At 50.9% G+C, this 16,919-nt stretch carries 10 protein-coding genes and 1 pseudogene; 1 reads left to right on the top strand and 10 read right to left on the bottom strand.

What is annotated here, in order from left to right; translation table 11 throughout:
• Nucleotides 1–178: 178 nt before the first annotated feature.
• The 9 genes from DYC63_RS04000 to DYC63_RS03960 form a co-directional block, all read right to left on the bottom strand.
• Complete coding sequence (locus DYC63_RS04000) at nucleotides 179–1,405, bottom strand: aspartate kinase (RefSeq protein WP_115218059.1); 1,227 nt, start codon at nucleotides 1,403–1,405, stop codon at nucleotides 179–181.
• Between the two features lie 86 nt (nucleotides 1,406–1,491).
• The gene (gene alaS / locus DYC63_RS03995; protein WP_115218058.1) at nucleotides 1,492–4,104 is read right to left on the bottom strand and encodes an alanine--tRNA ligase; all 2,613 of its coding nucleotides are present in this window, start codon (nucleotides 4,102–4,104) and stop codon (nucleotides 1,492–1,494) included.
• A 5-nt stretch (nucleotides 4,105–4,109) separates the two neighbouring features.
• Entirely contained in the window at nucleotides 4,110–4,565 is a 456-nt protein-coding gene (locus DYC63_RS03990) for a DUF1810 domain-containing protein (RefSeq protein ID WP_115218057.1), read from the bottom strand.
• Entirely contained in the window at nucleotides 4,558–5,013 is a 456-nt protein-coding gene (locus DYC63_RS03985) for a regulatory protein RecX (protein ID WP_245888025.1), read from the bottom strand. The genes DYC63_RS03990 and DYC63_RS03985 overlap by 8 nt, the downstream gene beginning before the upstream one ends.
• Nucleotides 5,000–6,055 carry a recombinase RecA gene (gene recA / locus DYC63_RS03980; RefSeq protein WP_115218056.1) on the bottom strand — a complete coding sequence of 352 codons (1,056 nt, stop codon included), beginning with the start codon at nucleotides 6,053–6,055 and terminating at the stop codon, nucleotides 5,000–5,002. Before recA ends, DYC63_RS03985 begins: the two co-directional genes overlap by 14 nt.
• Nucleotides 6,056–6,066: 11 nt before the next feature.
• Entirely contained in the window at nucleotides 6,067–6,771 is a 705-nt protein-coding gene (locus DYC63_RS03975) for a tetratricopeptide repeat protein (RefSeq protein WP_115218055.1), read from the bottom strand.
• On the bottom strand, nucleotides 6,768–7,571 hold the full coding sequence (locus DYC63_RS03970) for an ABC transporter permease (protein ID WP_115218054.1): 804 nt from the start codon (nucleotides 7,569–7,571) through the stop codon (nucleotides 6,768–6,770). Before DYC63_RS03970 ends, DYC63_RS03975 begins: the two co-directional genes overlap by 4 nt.
• Complete coding sequence (locus DYC63_RS03965) at nucleotides 7,564–8,331, bottom strand: ABC transporter ATP-binding protein (RefSeq protein WP_115218053.1); 768 nt, start codon at nucleotides 8,329–8,331, stop codon at nucleotides 7,564–7,566. Before DYC63_RS03965 ends, DYC63_RS03970 begins: the two co-directional genes overlap by 8 nt.
• Nucleotides 8,331–9,332, bottom strand: a complete 1,002-nt coding sequence (locus tag DYC63_RS03960) for an ABC transporter substrate-binding protein (RefSeq protein ID WP_115218052.1) — start codon at nucleotides 9,330–9,332, stop codon at nucleotides 8,331–8,333. The genes DYC63_RS03965 and DYC63_RS03960 overlap by 1 nt, the downstream gene beginning before the upstream one ends.
• Before the next feature lie 453 nt (nucleotides 9,333–9,785).
• On the opposite strand from DYC63_RS03960, the pseudogene DYC63_RS13705 reads away from it, so the two are divergent.
• Nucleotides 9,786–9,899: pseudogene (locus DYC63_RS13705) on the top strand (IS30 family transposase); the annotation flags it as partial.
• Nucleotides 9,900–10,073: 174 nt separating this feature from the next.
• Here the strand turns inward: DYC63_RS13705 and DYC63_RS03955 are convergent.
• Nucleotides 10,074–16,769, bottom strand: a complete 6,696-nt coding sequence (locus DYC63_RS03955; RefSeq protein ID WP_115218051.1) for a SwmB domain-containing protein — start codon at nucleotides 16,767–16,769, stop codon at nucleotides 10,074–10,076.
• Nucleotides 16,770–16,919 lie beyond the last annotated feature (150 nt).

The following is a 16,919-nucleotide window of genomic DNA, read 5'->3' as shown; positions in this document are numbered from 1 at the left end:
TACTATAGTCAAAGAATTGAAAAAGTATTACGGCGTTGGCTCGCCTTGCCGTACGCTCTTGTACTGTCTGCGGCTCGCCGCCTTGTACTACTTTTTCACTTCTCCGACTATATAAAAAGAGTTTGCCAAAACGCACAAGACCGACAATTATCGGTCTTGTTTTTTGCTGTACGGGCTTTTATTCCGCCGCTTTGTCGAGATTAAAGGCTTCGTGCAGGGTACGTACCGCCAGTTCGAGGAATTTCTCATCGATACCGACCGAGATTTTGATTTCGCTGGTGGTAATGATGCGGATGTTCACGCCTACTTCCGACAGGGCTTTGAACATGGTGCTGGCAACCGCTGCATGCGAACGCATCCCCACGCCGACAACCGATACTTTTGCTACGTCCGAACTGCTGATTTTCACGCCTTCCCAAGAGCTTAACTGCGCATTGAAGATTTCCAGCGATTGCTCGACGTCGTCGCGCGGCACGGTAAAGGTAAAGTCGGTTTTGCCATTTTCGCCGATATTTTGCACGATCATGTCCACATTCACATTGGCTTCGCCGATCGGGCCGAGAATTTTATAGGCGATACCCGGCTCGTCAGGCACGTCGAATACATTGATTTGCGCTTCATCGCGACTGAAGGCGATACCGGTAATAACTGCTGCTTCCATAGCATTTTCCTCTAAAGTAATTAATGTTCCTTCGCTGTCGTCGTCTTCAAAAGAAGATAATACGCGTAGCGGCACTTTATATTTGCCTGCAAATTCCACAGAGCGGATTTGCAATACTTTTGAACCCAAGCTCGCCATTTCCAGCATTTCGTCAAAGGTAATGCGATCGAGTTTGCGCGCTTTCGGCTCAACGCGCGGATCGGTGGTATATACGCCGTCCACATCGGTGTAAATCTGGCATTCCGCCGCGTCCAAAGCCGCCGCCAATGCCACGCCGGTGGTATCGGAGCCGCCGCGTCCCAGCGTGGTGATGTCGCCGTCGGGATTGATGCCTTGGAAGCCTGCCACCACCACTACTTTGCCTTGTTTTAAAGCTTCATGAATGCGGTCTTTGTCGATATTGGTGATGCGGGCTTTCATGTAGGCATTGTCGGTTTGCATGCCCGCCTGCCAGCCCGTCATAGATACCGCAGGATAGCCGCGCTTATTCAAAGCGATTGCCAAAAGCGCGATAGAGACTTGCTCGCCCGTGCTCATCAACACGTCCATCTCGCGCGGACTGGGGCGCTTGCTGATTTCATGCGCCAAAGCAATGAGACGGTTGGTTTCGCCGCTCATCGCCGATACGGTTACCACCACATCATGCCCCGCTTTTCGCACACGAATAATGCGCTCCGCCACATTTTCGATACGCTCGATCGAGCCCATCGAAGTGCCGCCATATTTTTGTACAATTAACGCCATTTCCTTTCTTTCCTCTTTAAAACACCGCAGACTGCTGCGGATTGCCCCAATGCCATGCGAAGGCACGGCAAATCCTCTTTATGCGCTTATTGCGGCAAAACTTCCGCCAAAGCCGCCAATGCTTTGTCCATACCGGCAATATTCTTGCCGCCGGCTTGGGCGAAATCGGGACGACCGCCGCCTTTGCCGCCGATATGCGCCGCCAATTGGCGGATAATATCGCCTGCATGCAAGCCTCTGGCAACCGCCGCTTTGCTGACGCTGATCACCAGACGCGCCGTATCGCCATCCACGCCGCCGATCACCACCGCATCCAATTGCTGCTGATCGCGTAATTGGTCGGCGCTGTCGCGCAGGGTTGCATTGTCAAAGCCGTCGCGCTGCAATGCCAAGACTTTCCATTGTCCGATGCTTTGCGCCGCCGCTTCGTTTTGCGCGCCGCCGCTGGCTAATTCGCGCTTCAATTGCTGGACTTGTTTTTCCGCCGCTTTCAATTGCTGCTGCAAATGCTCCACACGTTCCGGTAATTGCGCCGCATCGGTTTTCAGTTGTGCCGCCAATTGCTGCAAGACGGCGCTTTGCTCGCGCATCGCCGCCAATAAAGCCTCGCCCGCCACGCATTCGATGCGGCGAACTCCCGCCGATACCGCGCCTTGGCTCATCACTTTCACCAAGCCGATATCGCCGGTCTGACTTACATGCGTACCGCCGCACAGCTCAATCGAATAATCCTCGTCGCCCATGCTGACCACGCGCACCACATCGCCGTATTTCTCGCCGAACAACGCCATCGCACCTTTTTCGCGTGCCGCGTCATAAGACATTTCTTCGATGCTGACCGCCATATTCGCCATCACTTGCTTATTGATGGCTTGCTCCACCGCCTCGATTTCTTCGGCGCTTAATGCCGCCTCATGCGAAAAGTCGAAACGTGTTTTAAATTCATCGACCAAAGAGCCTTTTTGCTGCACATGGCTGCCGAGGGTATCGCGCAAAGCGCGGTGCAATAAATGCGTGGCGCTGTGATGACGCTTGATTTGGCGGCGGCGCGAACGCGAAATTCTGGCATCGACCGTATCGCCGGCAAACAATTGTCCGCTTTGCAAAGTACCGAAATGCAGGAAATTATCGCCTTGTTTTTGCGTATCGCTGACTAAAAATTCCCCGTTTGCGCTGTAAATCACGCCGGTATCGCCGACCTGACCGCCCGACTCGCCGTAAAAAGGCGTTTCCGCCAGCACAATTACCGCCTCGTCGCCGTGGTTCAGATTATCCACCGCCCGACCGTCCACAAAAATCGCGCGAATCGTGCTGCGCAGTTTTTCCTGCGTATAGCCGCGGAACATCGTTTTACCCTCAATGGCGTACTGCGTATCGGCATGGAATTTGCCCGCCGCTTTGGCTTGCTCGCGCTGACGGTTCATCGCCGCTTCATAACCCGCCATATCCAGCGTTAAATTGCGCTCGCGGGCAATATCGGCGGTCAAATCCACAGGGAAACCGAAAGTGTCATAGAGTTTGAACACGGTTTCGCCCGAAATTTCCGTGCCTTGCAAAGTCGCCAAATCTTTTTCCAAGACCTGCATGCCGCCGTCAAGGGTTTGGGCAAAACGCTGCTCTTCGCGCAAAATCGCCTCACGCACGCGCTTTTCCGCCTCGGCAATCTCGGGATAAGCCGCGCCCATTTCTTTAACCAGCGGCGCAACCAATTGATGGAAGAAAGGCTGCGTCTGCCCCAATTTATAGCCATGACGAATGGCGCGGCGCATAATGCGGCGCAGCACATAGCCGCGTCCTTCATTGCCGGGCAATACGCCGTCCGTCATTAAAAATACGGTGGCGCGGATATGGTCGGCAATCACTTTTAAAGAAGCTTGCCCCTCATTGGCGCAGCCTACCGCCTCCGCCACCGCATTAAGCAGATTCACAAACAAATCAATCTCGTAATTGGAATGCACGCCCTGCATCACCGCCGTCATGCGCTCCAAGCCCATGCCGGTATCAATCGAAGGCTTGGGCAGAGGTTTCATATTACCCGCCGCATCGCGCTCAAACTGCATGAACACAATGTTCCAAATCTCAATAAAGCGGTCGCCGTCTTCTTCGGCAGAACCCGGAGGACCGCCCCAAACCTGCGGACCGTGGTCGTAGAAAATTTCCGTACAAGGACCGCAAGGGCCGGTGTCGCCCATCGCCCAGAAATTGTCCGACTCATACTTGGCCTTGCCCGGCTTGTCACCGATGCGGATAATCCGTTCTTCCGGCAAACCGATAACATCGCGCCAAATGCCGAAAGCCTCTTCGTCTTCATGATAGACGGTCGCCAAAAGTTTCTCGGCAGGAATTTCAAATACTTTGGTCAGCAAATTCCAGGCAAAAGGAATGGCGTCGGCTTTGAAATAATCGCCGAAACTGAAATTGCCCATCATCTCAAAGAAGGTATGATGCCGCGCGGTATAGCCCACGTTTTCCAAATCATTATGTTTGCCGCCGGCGCGTACGCATTTTTGCGCGGTGGTGGCGCGTTTGTAGTCGCGGCTTTCCGCGCCGATGAAAATGTCTTTAAACGGCACCATGCCGGCATTGGTAAACAGCAAAGTAGGATCGTTGCCCGGCACGAGAGAAGCGGAATGAAGAATCTTATGCTCTTGTTCGGCAAAATAATTCAAAAAAGCGCTGCGGATTTCCGCTGTGGTCATTTTTTTCATTGTGAATGTACTAAGGTTGAAAAAAGAGAAGGAGAAATGCCGAGAATCGCCAAAGTGGCTTGGCAAGGCTCGGCATCGAATTTTTGTTTCAATACCGCCAAAAAGGGCATAGCAATATCGGGATTGGCAAGGCTGAATAGAGTCATGCAGGAACGCAACTTCAGCGCATCGGTCGCGCCGAAAATATTTTCCGCCGACAATTGGCTGTGCGTGAGCACGGCGGCGACAAGGTTTTCCAAGCGCGCCGCCAAAATAGGATTCTGCAAATACGCCTGCGCTTCTTCTAAATCGGCGATGGCATAGCTTTGCGCCATGGCGCTGCGTCCCAGTCCTTGGATTTGCGGAAACATAAACCACATCCAATGACCGGCTTTTTTTCCGGCGCGAATTTCCGCCAAAGCCTGCATATAAACCTTTTCTTGAGCTTGTAAAAAACGCTGCACATCAGCCATCTTCGTGCTCCGCACAAGATTCGGCATGTCGGATTTCTTCAAAAGAGAAACCGCGCTGCACCATAAAGCGTTGCCGCTTGGCGCGCTCGGCGCGGTCTTTTGTCGTTTGCGGATATTTTTTGGCATAGACTTGGGCAGCAAGGGCGAACCAGTCGATTTCCTCTAATGCCTCGCGCAGCATCTCGGCAGAAATGCCGCTGCGCTGCAAGCCTTGTTTGATTTTCAGTGCGCCGTTGCCGCTATTGCTTTTACTGCGCACATAGCTTTGGCAATAACGCCAATCGCTTTGCCAGCCGCGCTCCGCCAAGCCTTCAATCACGGCGACGGCGCTTTCTTCGTCCAATTCCGCCGCTTTTTTCGCCAGCAGTTCGCCTTTGCTGTGCTCGCGCCGCGATAGGGCTTGCAGGCATTGCGCTTCAAAAGCACTTGCTAAATCACTCGTTGTCAAAATCCTCTCCGCTGCCGTCGCTTTCCTCGCGCGACTCCGGCAGGCTGGCTTCGCCGCCGATGAATTTCTCACGGATTTGCGCTTCGATTTTCTGCGCCAATTGCGGATTTTCTTTCAGATACGTGCGGACTTTTTCCTTGCCCTGTCCGATTTTTTCATTATTGTAGCTATACCAAGCGCCTGATTTTTGAATGATATCGGTATCTACGCCCAATTTGATAATCTCGCCTTCGCGCGATACGCCTTCGCCGTATAAAATCTCGAATTCCGCCTGCTTAAACGGCGGCGAGACTTTGTTTTTCACGACTTTGACGCGGGTTTCGTTGCCCAAGACTTCTTCACCGTCTTTCACCGAGCCGATGCGGCGGATATCCATACGCACGGAGGCATAGAATTTCAGCGCATTGCCGCCGGTGGTGGTTTCCGGCGAACCGAACATCACGCCGATTTTCATGCGGATTTGGTTGATGAAAACGACTAAGGTATTGGCTTTTTTGATATTCGCCGTCAGTTTGCGCAGGGCTTGGCTCATCAAACGCGCCTGCAAGCCCATATGGGAATCGCCCATTTCGCCTTCGATTTCCGCTTTGGGTGTGAGGGCGGCGACCGAATCCACCACAATCACGTCAAATGCGCCGGAGCGCACCAAAGCATCGGTAATTTCCAAGGCTTGTTCGCCGTTATCGGGCTGAGTAACGTATAAATCATCGGTATTTACGCCTAATTTGCGTGCATAGACGGGGTCGAGCGCGTGTTCGGCATCAATAAATGCCGCCGAGCCGCCCGCCCGCTGCGCTTGGGCAATCACTTGCAGCATCATGGTGGTTTTGCCCGAAGATTCGGGGCCGTAGATTTCTACAATCCGCCCTTTGGGCAAACCGCCGATGCCGAGCGCAATATCCAAGCCTAAAGAACCGGTAGAGATGGCTTGAATATCGTGTTGCGCGGCTTGTTCGCCTAAGCGCATGACCGTGCCTTTGCCGAATTGTTTGTCTAATTGGGCAAGCACCGCGCCGAGGGCTTTTTTCTGTTCATCATTCATTGATTGCGTTCCTATTTTTGTAAAGCATCGAGTTGCTGTAATTTTTGCATAATCATAGCATCTTTGGGTTTGTTTTTGAGGGCGGCTTCGTATTGCCGGCGCGCCAGACGTAGATGCACGTTCGCCAGATTCAGCCGCGCATTATGATGGTTCGGCTCAATCGCCAATAAGGCTTCCAGCACCTGCTGCGCCGCCGCCCAATCGTTGCGTCCCGAATAAATGACCGCCAAGGCATTATAAGGCTGCGGCAGTTTGGGGAAATTGCTGCGCATCATGTTGAACCAGCGTTCGGCATCTTCGCTGCGTCCCAATTGCATCAGAATTAAGCCTTTGAGATAGGCTGCTTTCGCATCATCGGGCGCTGTCGCCAAACGCGCTTCCAATTGCTTGAGTGCCAAATCGGGATTGCCGTTTGCCGCCAAAGATTCCGCCGCCTGATAGCCCGACCACGGCGGCGCAGCCTGCGTGCTTGCCAACGGCGCGCTGGAAATCGTGCCTTGCGGCAGTACCATTGTTTGTGCCCTTGCCTGCGGCGCAGGATTTGCCGCAGGATTGGCAAGCGCGCCCACGCCCTGCTGCGCATCTTGCAGCAATTGCTCGCCTGTGCCGACATTGCCTTGGCTGGGCAGCAATGCCACCGGCGGTTCATCATTACTTTGCTGCGCCCATGCCGCTGCCGTTATCAAATACAGCCAAATCCCTATTTGTTTTCTCATTCCCGCCACCGTAAAGCGTATTTTTCCACCAAGCCGATTAACCAAGCCCCCAAGACGCCCAATAAAGATAAAAGCACCACTCCTGCCAAGAGCTGATCCAAGCGGAACAAAGCTCCGGCATTGAGAATATAGGTGCCGATGCCGTTTTGCGCGCCAATCATTTCCGCGGCAATCAGCATCGTGATGCCGATGGAGAAAGAAATGCGAAAGCCCGCCAAAATGCCCGGCAAGGCGCCCGGCAGCAGAATTTTGCGAATCAGCGCCCATGTGGATAAGCCGAAGGATTGTCCCATGCGGATTAAGCCTCTGTCCACACCATCGATGGCGGCATAAGTGGCGATGACGGTAGGGAAAAAGACGCCGAATAAAATAGTGGCGATTTTTGAGCCTTCGCCGGTGCCGAACCAGACGATAAACAGCGGTAAGAGCGCGATTTTCGGCACGGGAAAGAGAGCGGAAACCAAGGGCAGCAAGCCGGCGCGGGCATAAATCCACAAACCGATGACCAAGCCCACCGCCACGCCCAAAAGGCTGCCCAAGCTCCAACCCAGCAATAAACGGCGCAGACTCGCGCCCACATGCTCCTGCAAACCGCCGCTTTGCCACAGATAGTGCAATTGCTGCCACACTTCATAAGGCGAAGCCAAAGCCAGCGGATTGACCCAGTCCAAGCTGCTGCACAGCTGCCAGAGCGCAATTAAGACGATAAATACTGCCGGCGCGACCCAGCGCGGCACAAAGCGGCTGAACACCTTGGCTTTTAAAGGCACAGGCTGTAATTGTGTGATTGTATCAGCCATCGACCAACTCCCATTCCGCTGCTTCCGCCTCTTGCCGCATCGACGCCCATAAAGCCTGTTCGATTTCCAATAAATCGGCGGCATGGGCTTGTCGCTCCTGCAAAGGTTTGTCAATGCTGACAATCTCGCGAATTTTGCCGGGGCAGCGCGTCAGCACTACGATTTTATGCCCCAAGCGCACCGCCTCGTTCAGATTATGCGTAACATAGACGGCGGAAAAAGGCGCGCTATGCCATAAATTAACAAAATCATCGAGCAATAATTCTTTAGTTTGGCTGTCTAAAGCCGACAGCGGCTCGTCCATCAGCAAGACGGCGGGATTAACCGCCAAAGCGCGCGCAATCGCCACGCGCTGCTTCATGCCGCCGGATAATTGCCGCGGCCAAGCCTTGGCAAAATCGCTTAAACGCGTGCGCGCCAGCACATCGGCAATCCGCGCCTGCTTATCGGCACGGCTTAAGCCATGTCCTTCCAAGACCAAGGCGATATTGCCCGCCACCGTTCGCCAAGGCAAAAGGGCAAAATCCTGAAAAATATAGGTTAAAGGATTCAGTGTGCCGCTAGGCAGTTCGCCGCCGCACAACACTTCGCCGCGGCTCGGGCGTTCCAAGCCGCCCATCATGCGCAATAAAGTCGATTTGCCGCAGCCGGACGGCCCGATAATGCAGACGATTTCGCCGGCATTTACCTCAAGATGAATATCTTGCAAAATCGGACGCCCTTGATAGAAATGATGTAAACCGCGAATGCTTAATTGCATTACTGCGCCGCCTCGTGTGCATCGGACGTGAGAATTTTTTCGCCTTTAAGATTAGCCGGCACCGAGCCTTCCGCCTTAAACCATTCGATTTGCTTGAGCGCATCGGTGCGGTTTAATGCCGCCCCTTCGGATAGTTTCATATTATTTTGCAAAATCAACTCTCTGGCTTTTTCTAGCGGCTCATCGCTGTGCACATATTTATGCACCGCCGCAACGACTGCATCAATTTCCGCCGCCTCGCCCTGATGCTCGACCAGCACCTTATTGTAATCGGCGATGGCGCGCGCATAAGCCGTTTTAAAACCTTTGACCTGATTAGGTTTTTCCTGCACGTTCTTGGTAGAAGTAAATAAGACCGTAACTTGATAATCCGGCAAATAATCCGCCACTTTGCCGATTACCTTTGCCTCGCCCTTGTCAATCAAGCGCTGCGCAATCGCCGGCTGAATAGACCAAGCGTCCACCTGACCGGTGGAAAGCGCTGCAGTAATCGTCGGAATGCCGTTAAAAGGAATCATCTTCAGCGATTTGGCATCTGCGCCCGCCGCGGCGGCAATTTGCCCGCCCATATAGCTGAAAGAAGAGCCGGCGGTGGTAACCGCCCAACGTTTGCCTGCCAAATCCTTAGGCGATTGCAAACCCTCTTCATAAGCCTGATTGGAAGCCAAAATCACTTGACCTTCCACGGAAGGATCTTCCATCAAAGAACCGCCGAAAATCCGCACCGCATCGCCGCGCGCCGCCAAATTGAGCAAACCGCCGGTAATCGAAGTAATACCGTAATCCACATCGCCGGAAGCAATAGCCACCGCCATTTGCTGTGCGGACTGAAAGCGCACCATTTCCGCTTCCAAACCTTGCTCGGCGAAATAGCCGCGCTCTTTGGCAATGAAATTCGCCCCATGCGCAGGCAGACTGATATAGCCTACCTTAATCGCTTCCGCCCAGACTTGCACACTGAGCAAAGCCGCTGCTAATGCAAGCATTTTTCCTGTTTTCATCTCTTCCCCCTGTGAAATTAAGCAAAACGCGCATCATAACACCATCTTTCCCAAATCGTGGCGAAAAAACAGCCGCTTTCTCAAGCTCAAAGCAAATAAGAGTAAGACTGAAATTGCTAACAATTATCATCTTGAAATAATATTTTATTTCTTTACACACAGTCTCTGTTTGAAATCGATTATTTTTAGCCTTATCTTATGCTCTGCCTGCAATGGCGCAAATTGCCCTTGAGTCCGTTACGGTGGAAGGCGAGAAATCTCAAGCCAAAGAAGCCGTTTATTTCGCATAGCATTGCTTTGATTCTTGAGTTGCCGGTTGCACTTTCCTAAACAAGGACGGCCTTTGTGGGAATAGCCGTAAGCTCTGTTGTCATGAGATTTAAAGCCGCTTTCATCTAAGTAAATCAGGGTTCTGCCTTCAGCTTCAAATGCCGCTAACTGCTTAAGAAATAATATAGTCGGAGAAGTGAAAAAGTAGTACAAGGCGGCGAGCCGCAGACAGTACAAGAGCGTACGGCAAGGCGAGCCAACGCTGTAATACTTTTTCAATTCTTTGACTATATCATTTGTCTGTAATCTTTTGACTATGCCATAAGTTTTAGTGTAACTGTTTTTTTGATTCCTCGACTATGGTGTTCGTCTTACCATGAATTGGCTGTACCAATAAAAAACCGCAGCGGAAATCCGCTACGGTTGCTTTTAAAAAGCTATCAGATGAAATCGGATAACTTTTCAGGCTGCTTAGATAATGGTAATGCCGTTTTGGATATATACCAAGCTATCTTCATTGCTACCATCCCAATAAGCAGTATAGCCTGCTTTTGCGGACGCCTGACCTTTTAAAGCCGCATGATTAAAATCAGCCTGCTCAAAACCGCCATACCTTGGATTGCGTACAGAACCGCCATTATCGCCCAAATCAACAGTTGTGCCGGATACGCCGTCAATGGTCAAATAGCTATTCGTATTATGATCGGTATTTTGCATCACATCACTAATAGTCAAATTAAGTTCAAAACCTGATTTAGTCATCTGGACTTTTTCAAAATTTCTCACCTGGCTCATATTAGAGGAGCTATTACTTTTAAAAATCAGCGTATCATAGCCCGTTCCACCATTAATATCGATTCTATTATTATTGGCAATCCAGGTGCCGATAATCAAGGTATCATCGCCTGAGCCCATATCAATCGCTATCTTACCAGATTTGATTAAACTAGTTATCGTAATATGCCCGCCAACATCCAATATATCATTGCCGGCTCCCATATCGATATTTAGATCTCCTCTACCCGTTTTTGCAATATACGAACTTAAAACAATACTGTCATTGCCGTCTCCCATTTTAACATTTGTCGTCAAGCCAGTAGCTTGTTGAATAGTGGAGGCTACTAGGACATCATTTCCGCCTCCCATATCAAATATGGTATCGCCATATATACTAGCACCAATATCACCATAACCACCGCCTGCACCGACTAAAATAATATTATTATCTTTATTGCCAATTTTATTAATCTCGGAAGCTTTGGCTTCTTTGCTTCTACTCGTCATACCTCTGGCATTATTACCATAAATACTGGATACTTGATCAACAGTATAAGTGGTAGCAGTAGCAGATTTGTTTGTATTTCCAGCAATATCGGTTGCTTTAACAGTAAATCTTCTGCCTTGACCGATATTATTGGTCTGCAAATCAATCTTAAATATACCCTTGTCATTGGCCTTACCGGTAAAGGTTTGGCTACCATTACTTACCTCTACTGTTGCACCCGGCTCGGTTTTGCCGGTAAAGGCATAATTTTTACCTGAGGTATTCATATTTACCTGATGAATTTCAGGATTTATGTTGTCATAAGTAGCTTCCAAAGGATCGCTAGTCGTTTGATTCGGATAATCTTTCAATCTGGCCAATACAGTTTGCTTTTTACCGGTAGCAATACTTTTTTCATTGATCAAATTAAATGATGTACCACTACCCTCTTGCCAATTTGAACCATCATCCAAACTATATTCCCATTTCTCGTTCTGAATGTTTTTAACCTCCACCTTCGGATTATTAGTAATGTTGTCTGATTTACTGCCGGTATTCTCGGCAAGCTCCAAGGTCAGTTTTTTCGGTGTGAATGGCTCAAAGGTACTCTTGTTTTCTACCGAAGTTTTAGGCAAATCGGCAGCATCGTTGCCTGCTTTGTCCTGAATGGCTTTAGCATCATTGTTTGCGCTCGGATCTTTGTACTCTACGGTCACAGGTTTACCTTTGCCTACTTTTTCAGGCAGCGTCAGGGTGACTTTGTCGCCCGATACGCTGACGTCTGTCGGGATAACCCGCTTACCGTCTACGGTGACGGTGAAGTCGCTTACTGACGGCGGGTTGCTTTCATCCAGGTCTTCATCATAGGTCAGGACGACTTTGCCGCCTGATGTTGGCACTTCTGCTGAAGAGAATGTAGGTGGCGTGATGTCTGCTTGGGTGGCTGTATCTGAGGCAGGACCACTTGTGTTGTTGCCGTCTTTGATGGTTGCTGTTGCGGTGAATTCTTTACCTTGACCATCTTTTGAGACTGGGACTTTCACATCAACTTTACCTGCTTCGATGTGTTTGTCGGTTAATGTTGTTTCTTCGCCATTGACCACCAAGGTGTTGCCTGCTTTGGCATCATCTGGCAGTTCAACGGTGACGGTGACCTTGCCATCTTGGTCAATTTCGTTTGCTGTGATCGTGTCATCGCCGTCGCCTATCGTCACACCGGTGGGTGCGCTTGGGGCTTTGACTGGTGGCGTGGTGTCTGCTTGGGTGGCTGTATCTGAGGCAGGACCACTTGTGTTGTTGCCGTCTTTGATGGTTGCTGTTGCGGTGAATTCTTTACCTTGACCATCTTTTGAGACTGGGACTTTCACATCAACTTTACCTGCTTCGATGTGTTTGTCGGTTAATGTTGTTTCTTCGCCATTGACCACCAAGGTGTTGCCTGCTTTGGCATCATCTGGCAGTTCAACGGTGACGGTGACCTTGCCATCTTGGTCAATTTCGTTTGCTGTGATCGTGTCATCGCCGTCGCCTATCGTCACACCGGTGGGTGCGCTTGGGGCTTTGACTGGTGGCGTGGTGTCTGCTTGGGTGGCTGTATCTGAGGCAGGACCACTTGTGTTGTTGCCGTCTTTGATGGTTGCTGTTGCGGTGAATTCTTTACCTTGACCATCTTTTGAGACTGGGACTTTCACATCAACTTTACCTGCTTCGATGTGTTTGTCGGTTAATGTTGTTTCTTCGCCATTGACCACCAAGGTGTTGCCTGCTTTGGCATCATCTGGCAGTTCAACGGTGACGGTGACCTTGCCATCTTGGTCAATTTCGTTTGCTGTGATCGTGTCATCGCCGTCGCCTATCGTCACACCGGTGGGTGCGCTTGGGGCTTTGACTGGTGGCGTGGTGTCTGCTTGGGTGGCTGTATCTGAGGCAGGACCACTTGTGTTGTTGCCGTCTTTGATGGTTGCTGTTGCGGTGAATTCTTTACCTTGACCATCTTTTGAGACTGGGACTTTCACATCAACTTTACCTGCTTCGATGTGTTTGTCGGTTAATGTTGTTTCTTCGCCATTGACCACCAAGGTGTTGCCTGCTTTGGCATCATCTGGCAGTTCAACGGTGACGGTGACCTTGCCATCTTGGTCAATTTCGTTTGCTGTGATCGTGTCATCGCCGTCGCCTATCGTCACACCGGTGGGTGCGCTTGGGGCTTTGACTGGTGGCGTGGTGTCTGCTTGGGTGGCTGTATCTGAGGCAGGACCACTTGTGTTGTTGCCGTCTTTGATGGTTGCTGTTGCGGTGAATTCTTTACCTTGACCATCTTTTGAGACTGGGACTTTCACATCAACTTTACCTGCTTCGATGTGTTTGTCGGTTAATGTTGTTTCTTCGCCATTGACCACCAAGGTGTTGCCTGCTTTGGCATCATCTGGCAGTTCAACGGTGACGGTGACCTTGCCATCTTGGTCAATTTCGTTTGCTGTGATCGTGTCATCGCCGTCGCCTATCGTCACACCGGTGGGTGCGCTTGGGGCTTTGACTGGTGGCGTGGTGTCTGCTTGGGTGGCTGTATCTGAGGCAGGACCACTTGTGTTGTTGCCGTCTTTGATGGTTGCTGTTGCGGTGAATTCTTTACCTTGACCATCTTTTGAGACTGGGACTTTCACATCAACTTTACCTGCTTCGATGTGTTTGTCGGTTAATGTTGTTTCTTCGCCATTGACCACCAAGGTGTTGCCTGCTTTGGCATCATCTGGCAGTTCAACGGTGACGGTGACCTTGCCATCTTGGTCAATTTCGTTTGCTGTGATCGTGTCATCGCCGTCGCCTATCGTCACACCGGTGGGTGCGCTTGGGGCTTTGACTGGTGGCGTGGTGTCTGCTTGGGTGGCTGTATCTGAGGCAGGACCACTTGTGTTGTTGCCGTCTTTGATGGTTGCTGTTGCGGTGAATTCTTTACCTTGACCATCTTTTGAGACTGGGACTTTCACATCAACTTTACCTGCTTCGATGTGTTTGTCGGTTAATGTTGTTTCTTCGCCATTGACCACCAAGGTGTTGCCTGCTTTGGCATCATCTGGCAGTTCAACGGTGACGGTGACCTTGCCATCTTGGTCAATTTCGTTTGCTGTGATCGTGTCATCGCCGTCGCCTATCGTCACACCGGTGGGTGCGCTTGGGGCTTTGACTGGTGGCGTGGTGTCTGCTTGGGTGGCTGTATCTGAGGCAGGACCACTTGTGTTGTTGCCGTCTTTGATGGTTGCTGTTGCGGTGAATTCTTTACCTTGACCATCTTTTGAGACTGGGACTTTCACATCAACTTTACCTGCTTCGATGTGTTTGTCGGTTAATGTTGTTTCTTCGCCATTGACCACCAAGGTGTTGCCTGCTTTGGCATCATCTGGCAGTTCAACGGTGACGGTGACCTTGCCATCTTGGTCAATTTCGTTTGCTGTGATCGTGTCATCGCCGTCGCCTATCGTCACACCGGTGGGTGCGCTTGGGGCTTTGACTGGTGGCGTGGTGTCTGCTTGGGTGGCTGTATCTGAGGCAGGACCACTTGTGTTGTTGCCGTCTTTGATGGTTGCTGTTGCGGTGAATTCTTTACCTTGACCATCTTTTGAGACTGGGACTTTCACATCAACTTTACCTGCTTCGATGTGTTTGTCGGTTAATGTTGTTTCTTCGCCATTGACCACCAAGGTGTTGCCTGCTTTGGCATCATCTGGCAGTTCAACGGTGACGGTGACCTTGCCATCTTGGTCAATTTCGTTTGCTGTGATCGTGTCATCGCCGTCGCCTATCGTCACACCGGTGGGTGCGCTTGGGGCTTTGACTGGTGGCGTGGTGTCTGCTTGGGTGGCTGTATCTGAGGCAGGACCACTTGTGTTGTTGCCGTCTTTGATGGTTGCTGTTGCGGTGAATTCTTTACCTTGACCATCTTTTGAGACTGGGACTTTCACATCAACTTTACCTGCTTCGATGTGTTTGTCGGTTAATGTTGTTTCTTCGCCATTGACCACCAAGGTGTTGCCTGCTTTGGCATCATCTGGCAGTTCAACGGTGACGGTGACCTTGCCATCTTGGTCAATTTCGTTTGCTGTGATCGTGTCATCGCCGTCGCCTATCGTCACACCGGTGGGTGCGCTTGGGGCTTTGACTGGTGGCGTGGTGTCTGCTTGGGTGGCTGTATCTGAGGCAGGACCACTTGTGTTGTTGCCGTCTTTGATGGTTGCTGTTGCGGTGAATTCTTTACCTTGACCATCTTTTGAGACTGGGACTTTCACATCAACTTTACCTGCTTCGATGTGTTTGTCGGTTAATGTTGTTTCTTCGCCATTGACCACCAAGGTGTTGCCTGCTTTGGCATCATCTGGCAGTTCAACGGTGACGGTGACCTTGCCATCTTGGTCAATTTCGTTTGCTGTGATCGTGTCATCGCCGTCGCCTATCGTCACACCGGTGGGTGCGCTTGGGGCTTTGACTGGTGGCGTGGTGTCTGCTTGGGTGGCTGTATCTGAGGCAGGACCACTTGTGTTGTTGCCGTCTTTGATGGTTGCTGTTGCGGTGAATTCTTTACCTTGACCATCTTTTGAGACTGGGACTTTCACATCAACTTTACCTGCTTCGATGTGTTTGTCGGTTAATGTTGTTTCTTCGCCATTGACCACCAAGGTGTTGCCTGCTTTGGCATCATCTGGCAGTTCAACGGTGACGGTGACCTTGCCATCTTGGTCAATTTCGTTTGCTGTGATCGTGTCATCGCCGTCGCCTATCGTCACACCGGTGGGTGCGCTTGGGGCTTTGACTGGTGGCGTGGTGTCTGCTTGGGTGGCTGTATCTGAGGCAGGACCACTTGTGTTGTTGCCGTCTTTGATGGTTGCTGTTGCGGTGAATTCTTTACCTTGACCATCTTTTGAGACTGGGACTTTCACATCAACTTTACCTGCTTCGATGTGTTTGTCGGTTAATGTTGTTTCTTCGCCATTGACCACCAAGGTGTTGCCTGCTTTGGCATCATCTGGCAGTTCAACGGTGACGGTGACCTTGCCATCTTGGTCAATTTCGTTTGCTGTGATCGTGTCATCGCCGTCGCCTATCGTCACACCGGTGGGTGCGCTTGGGGCTTTGACTGGTGGCGTGGTGTCTGCTTGGGTGGCTGTATCTGAGGCAGGACCACTTGTGTTGTTGCCGTCTTTGATGGTTGCTGTTGCGGTGAATTCTTTACCTTGACCATCTTTTGAGACTGGGACTTTCACATCAACTTTACCTGCTTCGATGTGTTTGTCGGTTAATGTTGTTTCTTCGCCATTGACCACCAAGGTGTTGCCTGCTTTGGCATCATCTGGCAGTTCAACGGTGACGGTGACCTTGCCATCTTGGTCAATTTCGTTTGCTGTGATCGTGTCATCGCCGTCGCCTATCGTCACACCGGTGGGTGCGCTTGGGGCTTTGACTGGTGGCGTGGTGTCTGCTTGGGTGGCTGTATCTGAGGCAGGACCACTTGTGTTGTTGCCGTCTTTGATGGTTGCTGTTGCGGTGAATTCTTTACCTTGACCATCTTTTGAGACTGGGACTTTCACATCAACTTTACCTGCTTCGATGTGTTTGTCGGTTAATGTTGTTTCTTCGCCATTGACCACCAAGGTGTTGCCTGCTTTGGCATCATCTGGCAGTTCAACGGTGACGGTGACCTTGCCATCTTGGTCAATTTCGTTTGCTGTGATCGTGTCATCGCCGTCGCCTATCGTCACACCGGTGGGTGCGCTTGGGGCTTTGACTGGTGGCGTGGTGTCTGCTTGGGTGGCTGTATCTGAGGCAGGACCACTTGTGTTGTTGCCGTCTTTGATGGTTGCTGTTGCGGTGAATTCTTTACCTTGACCATCTTTTGAGACTGGGACTTTCACATCAACTTTTACCTGCTTCGATGTGTTTGTCGGTTAATGTTGTTTCTTCGCCATTGACCACCAAGGTGTTGCCTGCTTTGGCATCATCTGGCAGTTCAACGGTGACGGTGACCTTGCCATCTTGGTCAATTTCGTTTGCTGTGATCGTGT

The organism is Suttonella indologenes, from assembly GCF_900460215.1.
In the GTDB taxonomy this organism is placed as follows: Bacteria; Pseudomonadota; Gammaproteobacteria; order Cardiobacteriales; family Cardiobacteriaceae; genus Suttonella; species Suttonella indologenes.
This window is presented reverse-complemented; position numbering and strand designations above follow the sequence as displayed.

Bases quoted from the DNA above. Each gene is read 5' to 3' on its own strand.
- DYC63_RS04000 (WP_115218059.1), bottom strand. From the start codon at position 1,405: ATGGCGTTAATTGTACAAAAATATGGCGGCACTTCGATGGGCTCGATC.
- alaS (WP_115218058.1), bottom strand. From the start codon at position 4,104: ATGACCACAGCGGAAATCCGCAGCGCTTTTTTGAATTATTTTGCCGAA.
- DYC63_RS03990 (WP_115218057.1), bottom strand. From the start codon at position 4,565: ATGGCTGATGTGCAGCGTTTTTTACAAGCTCAAGAAAAGGTTTATATG.
- recA (WP_115218056.1), bottom strand. From the start codon at position 6,055: ATGAATGATGAACAGAAAAAAGCCCTCGGCGCGGTGCTTGCCCAATTA.
- DYC63_RS03975 (WP_115218055.1), bottom strand. From the start codon at position 6,771: ATGAGAAAACAAATAGGGATTTGGCTGTATTTGATAACGGCAGCGGCA.
- DYC63_RS03970 (WP_115218054.1), bottom strand. From the start codon at position 7,571: ATGGCTGATACAATCACACAATTACAGCCTGTGCCTTTAAAAGCCAAG.
- DYC63_RS03965 (WP_115218053.1), bottom strand. From the start codon at position 8,331: ATGCAATTAAGCATTCGCGGTTTACATCATTTCTATCAAGGGCGTCCG.
- DYC63_RS03960 (WP_115218052.1), bottom strand. From the start codon at position 9,332: ATGAAAACAGGAAAAATGCTTGCATTAGCAGCGGCTTTGCTCAGTGTG.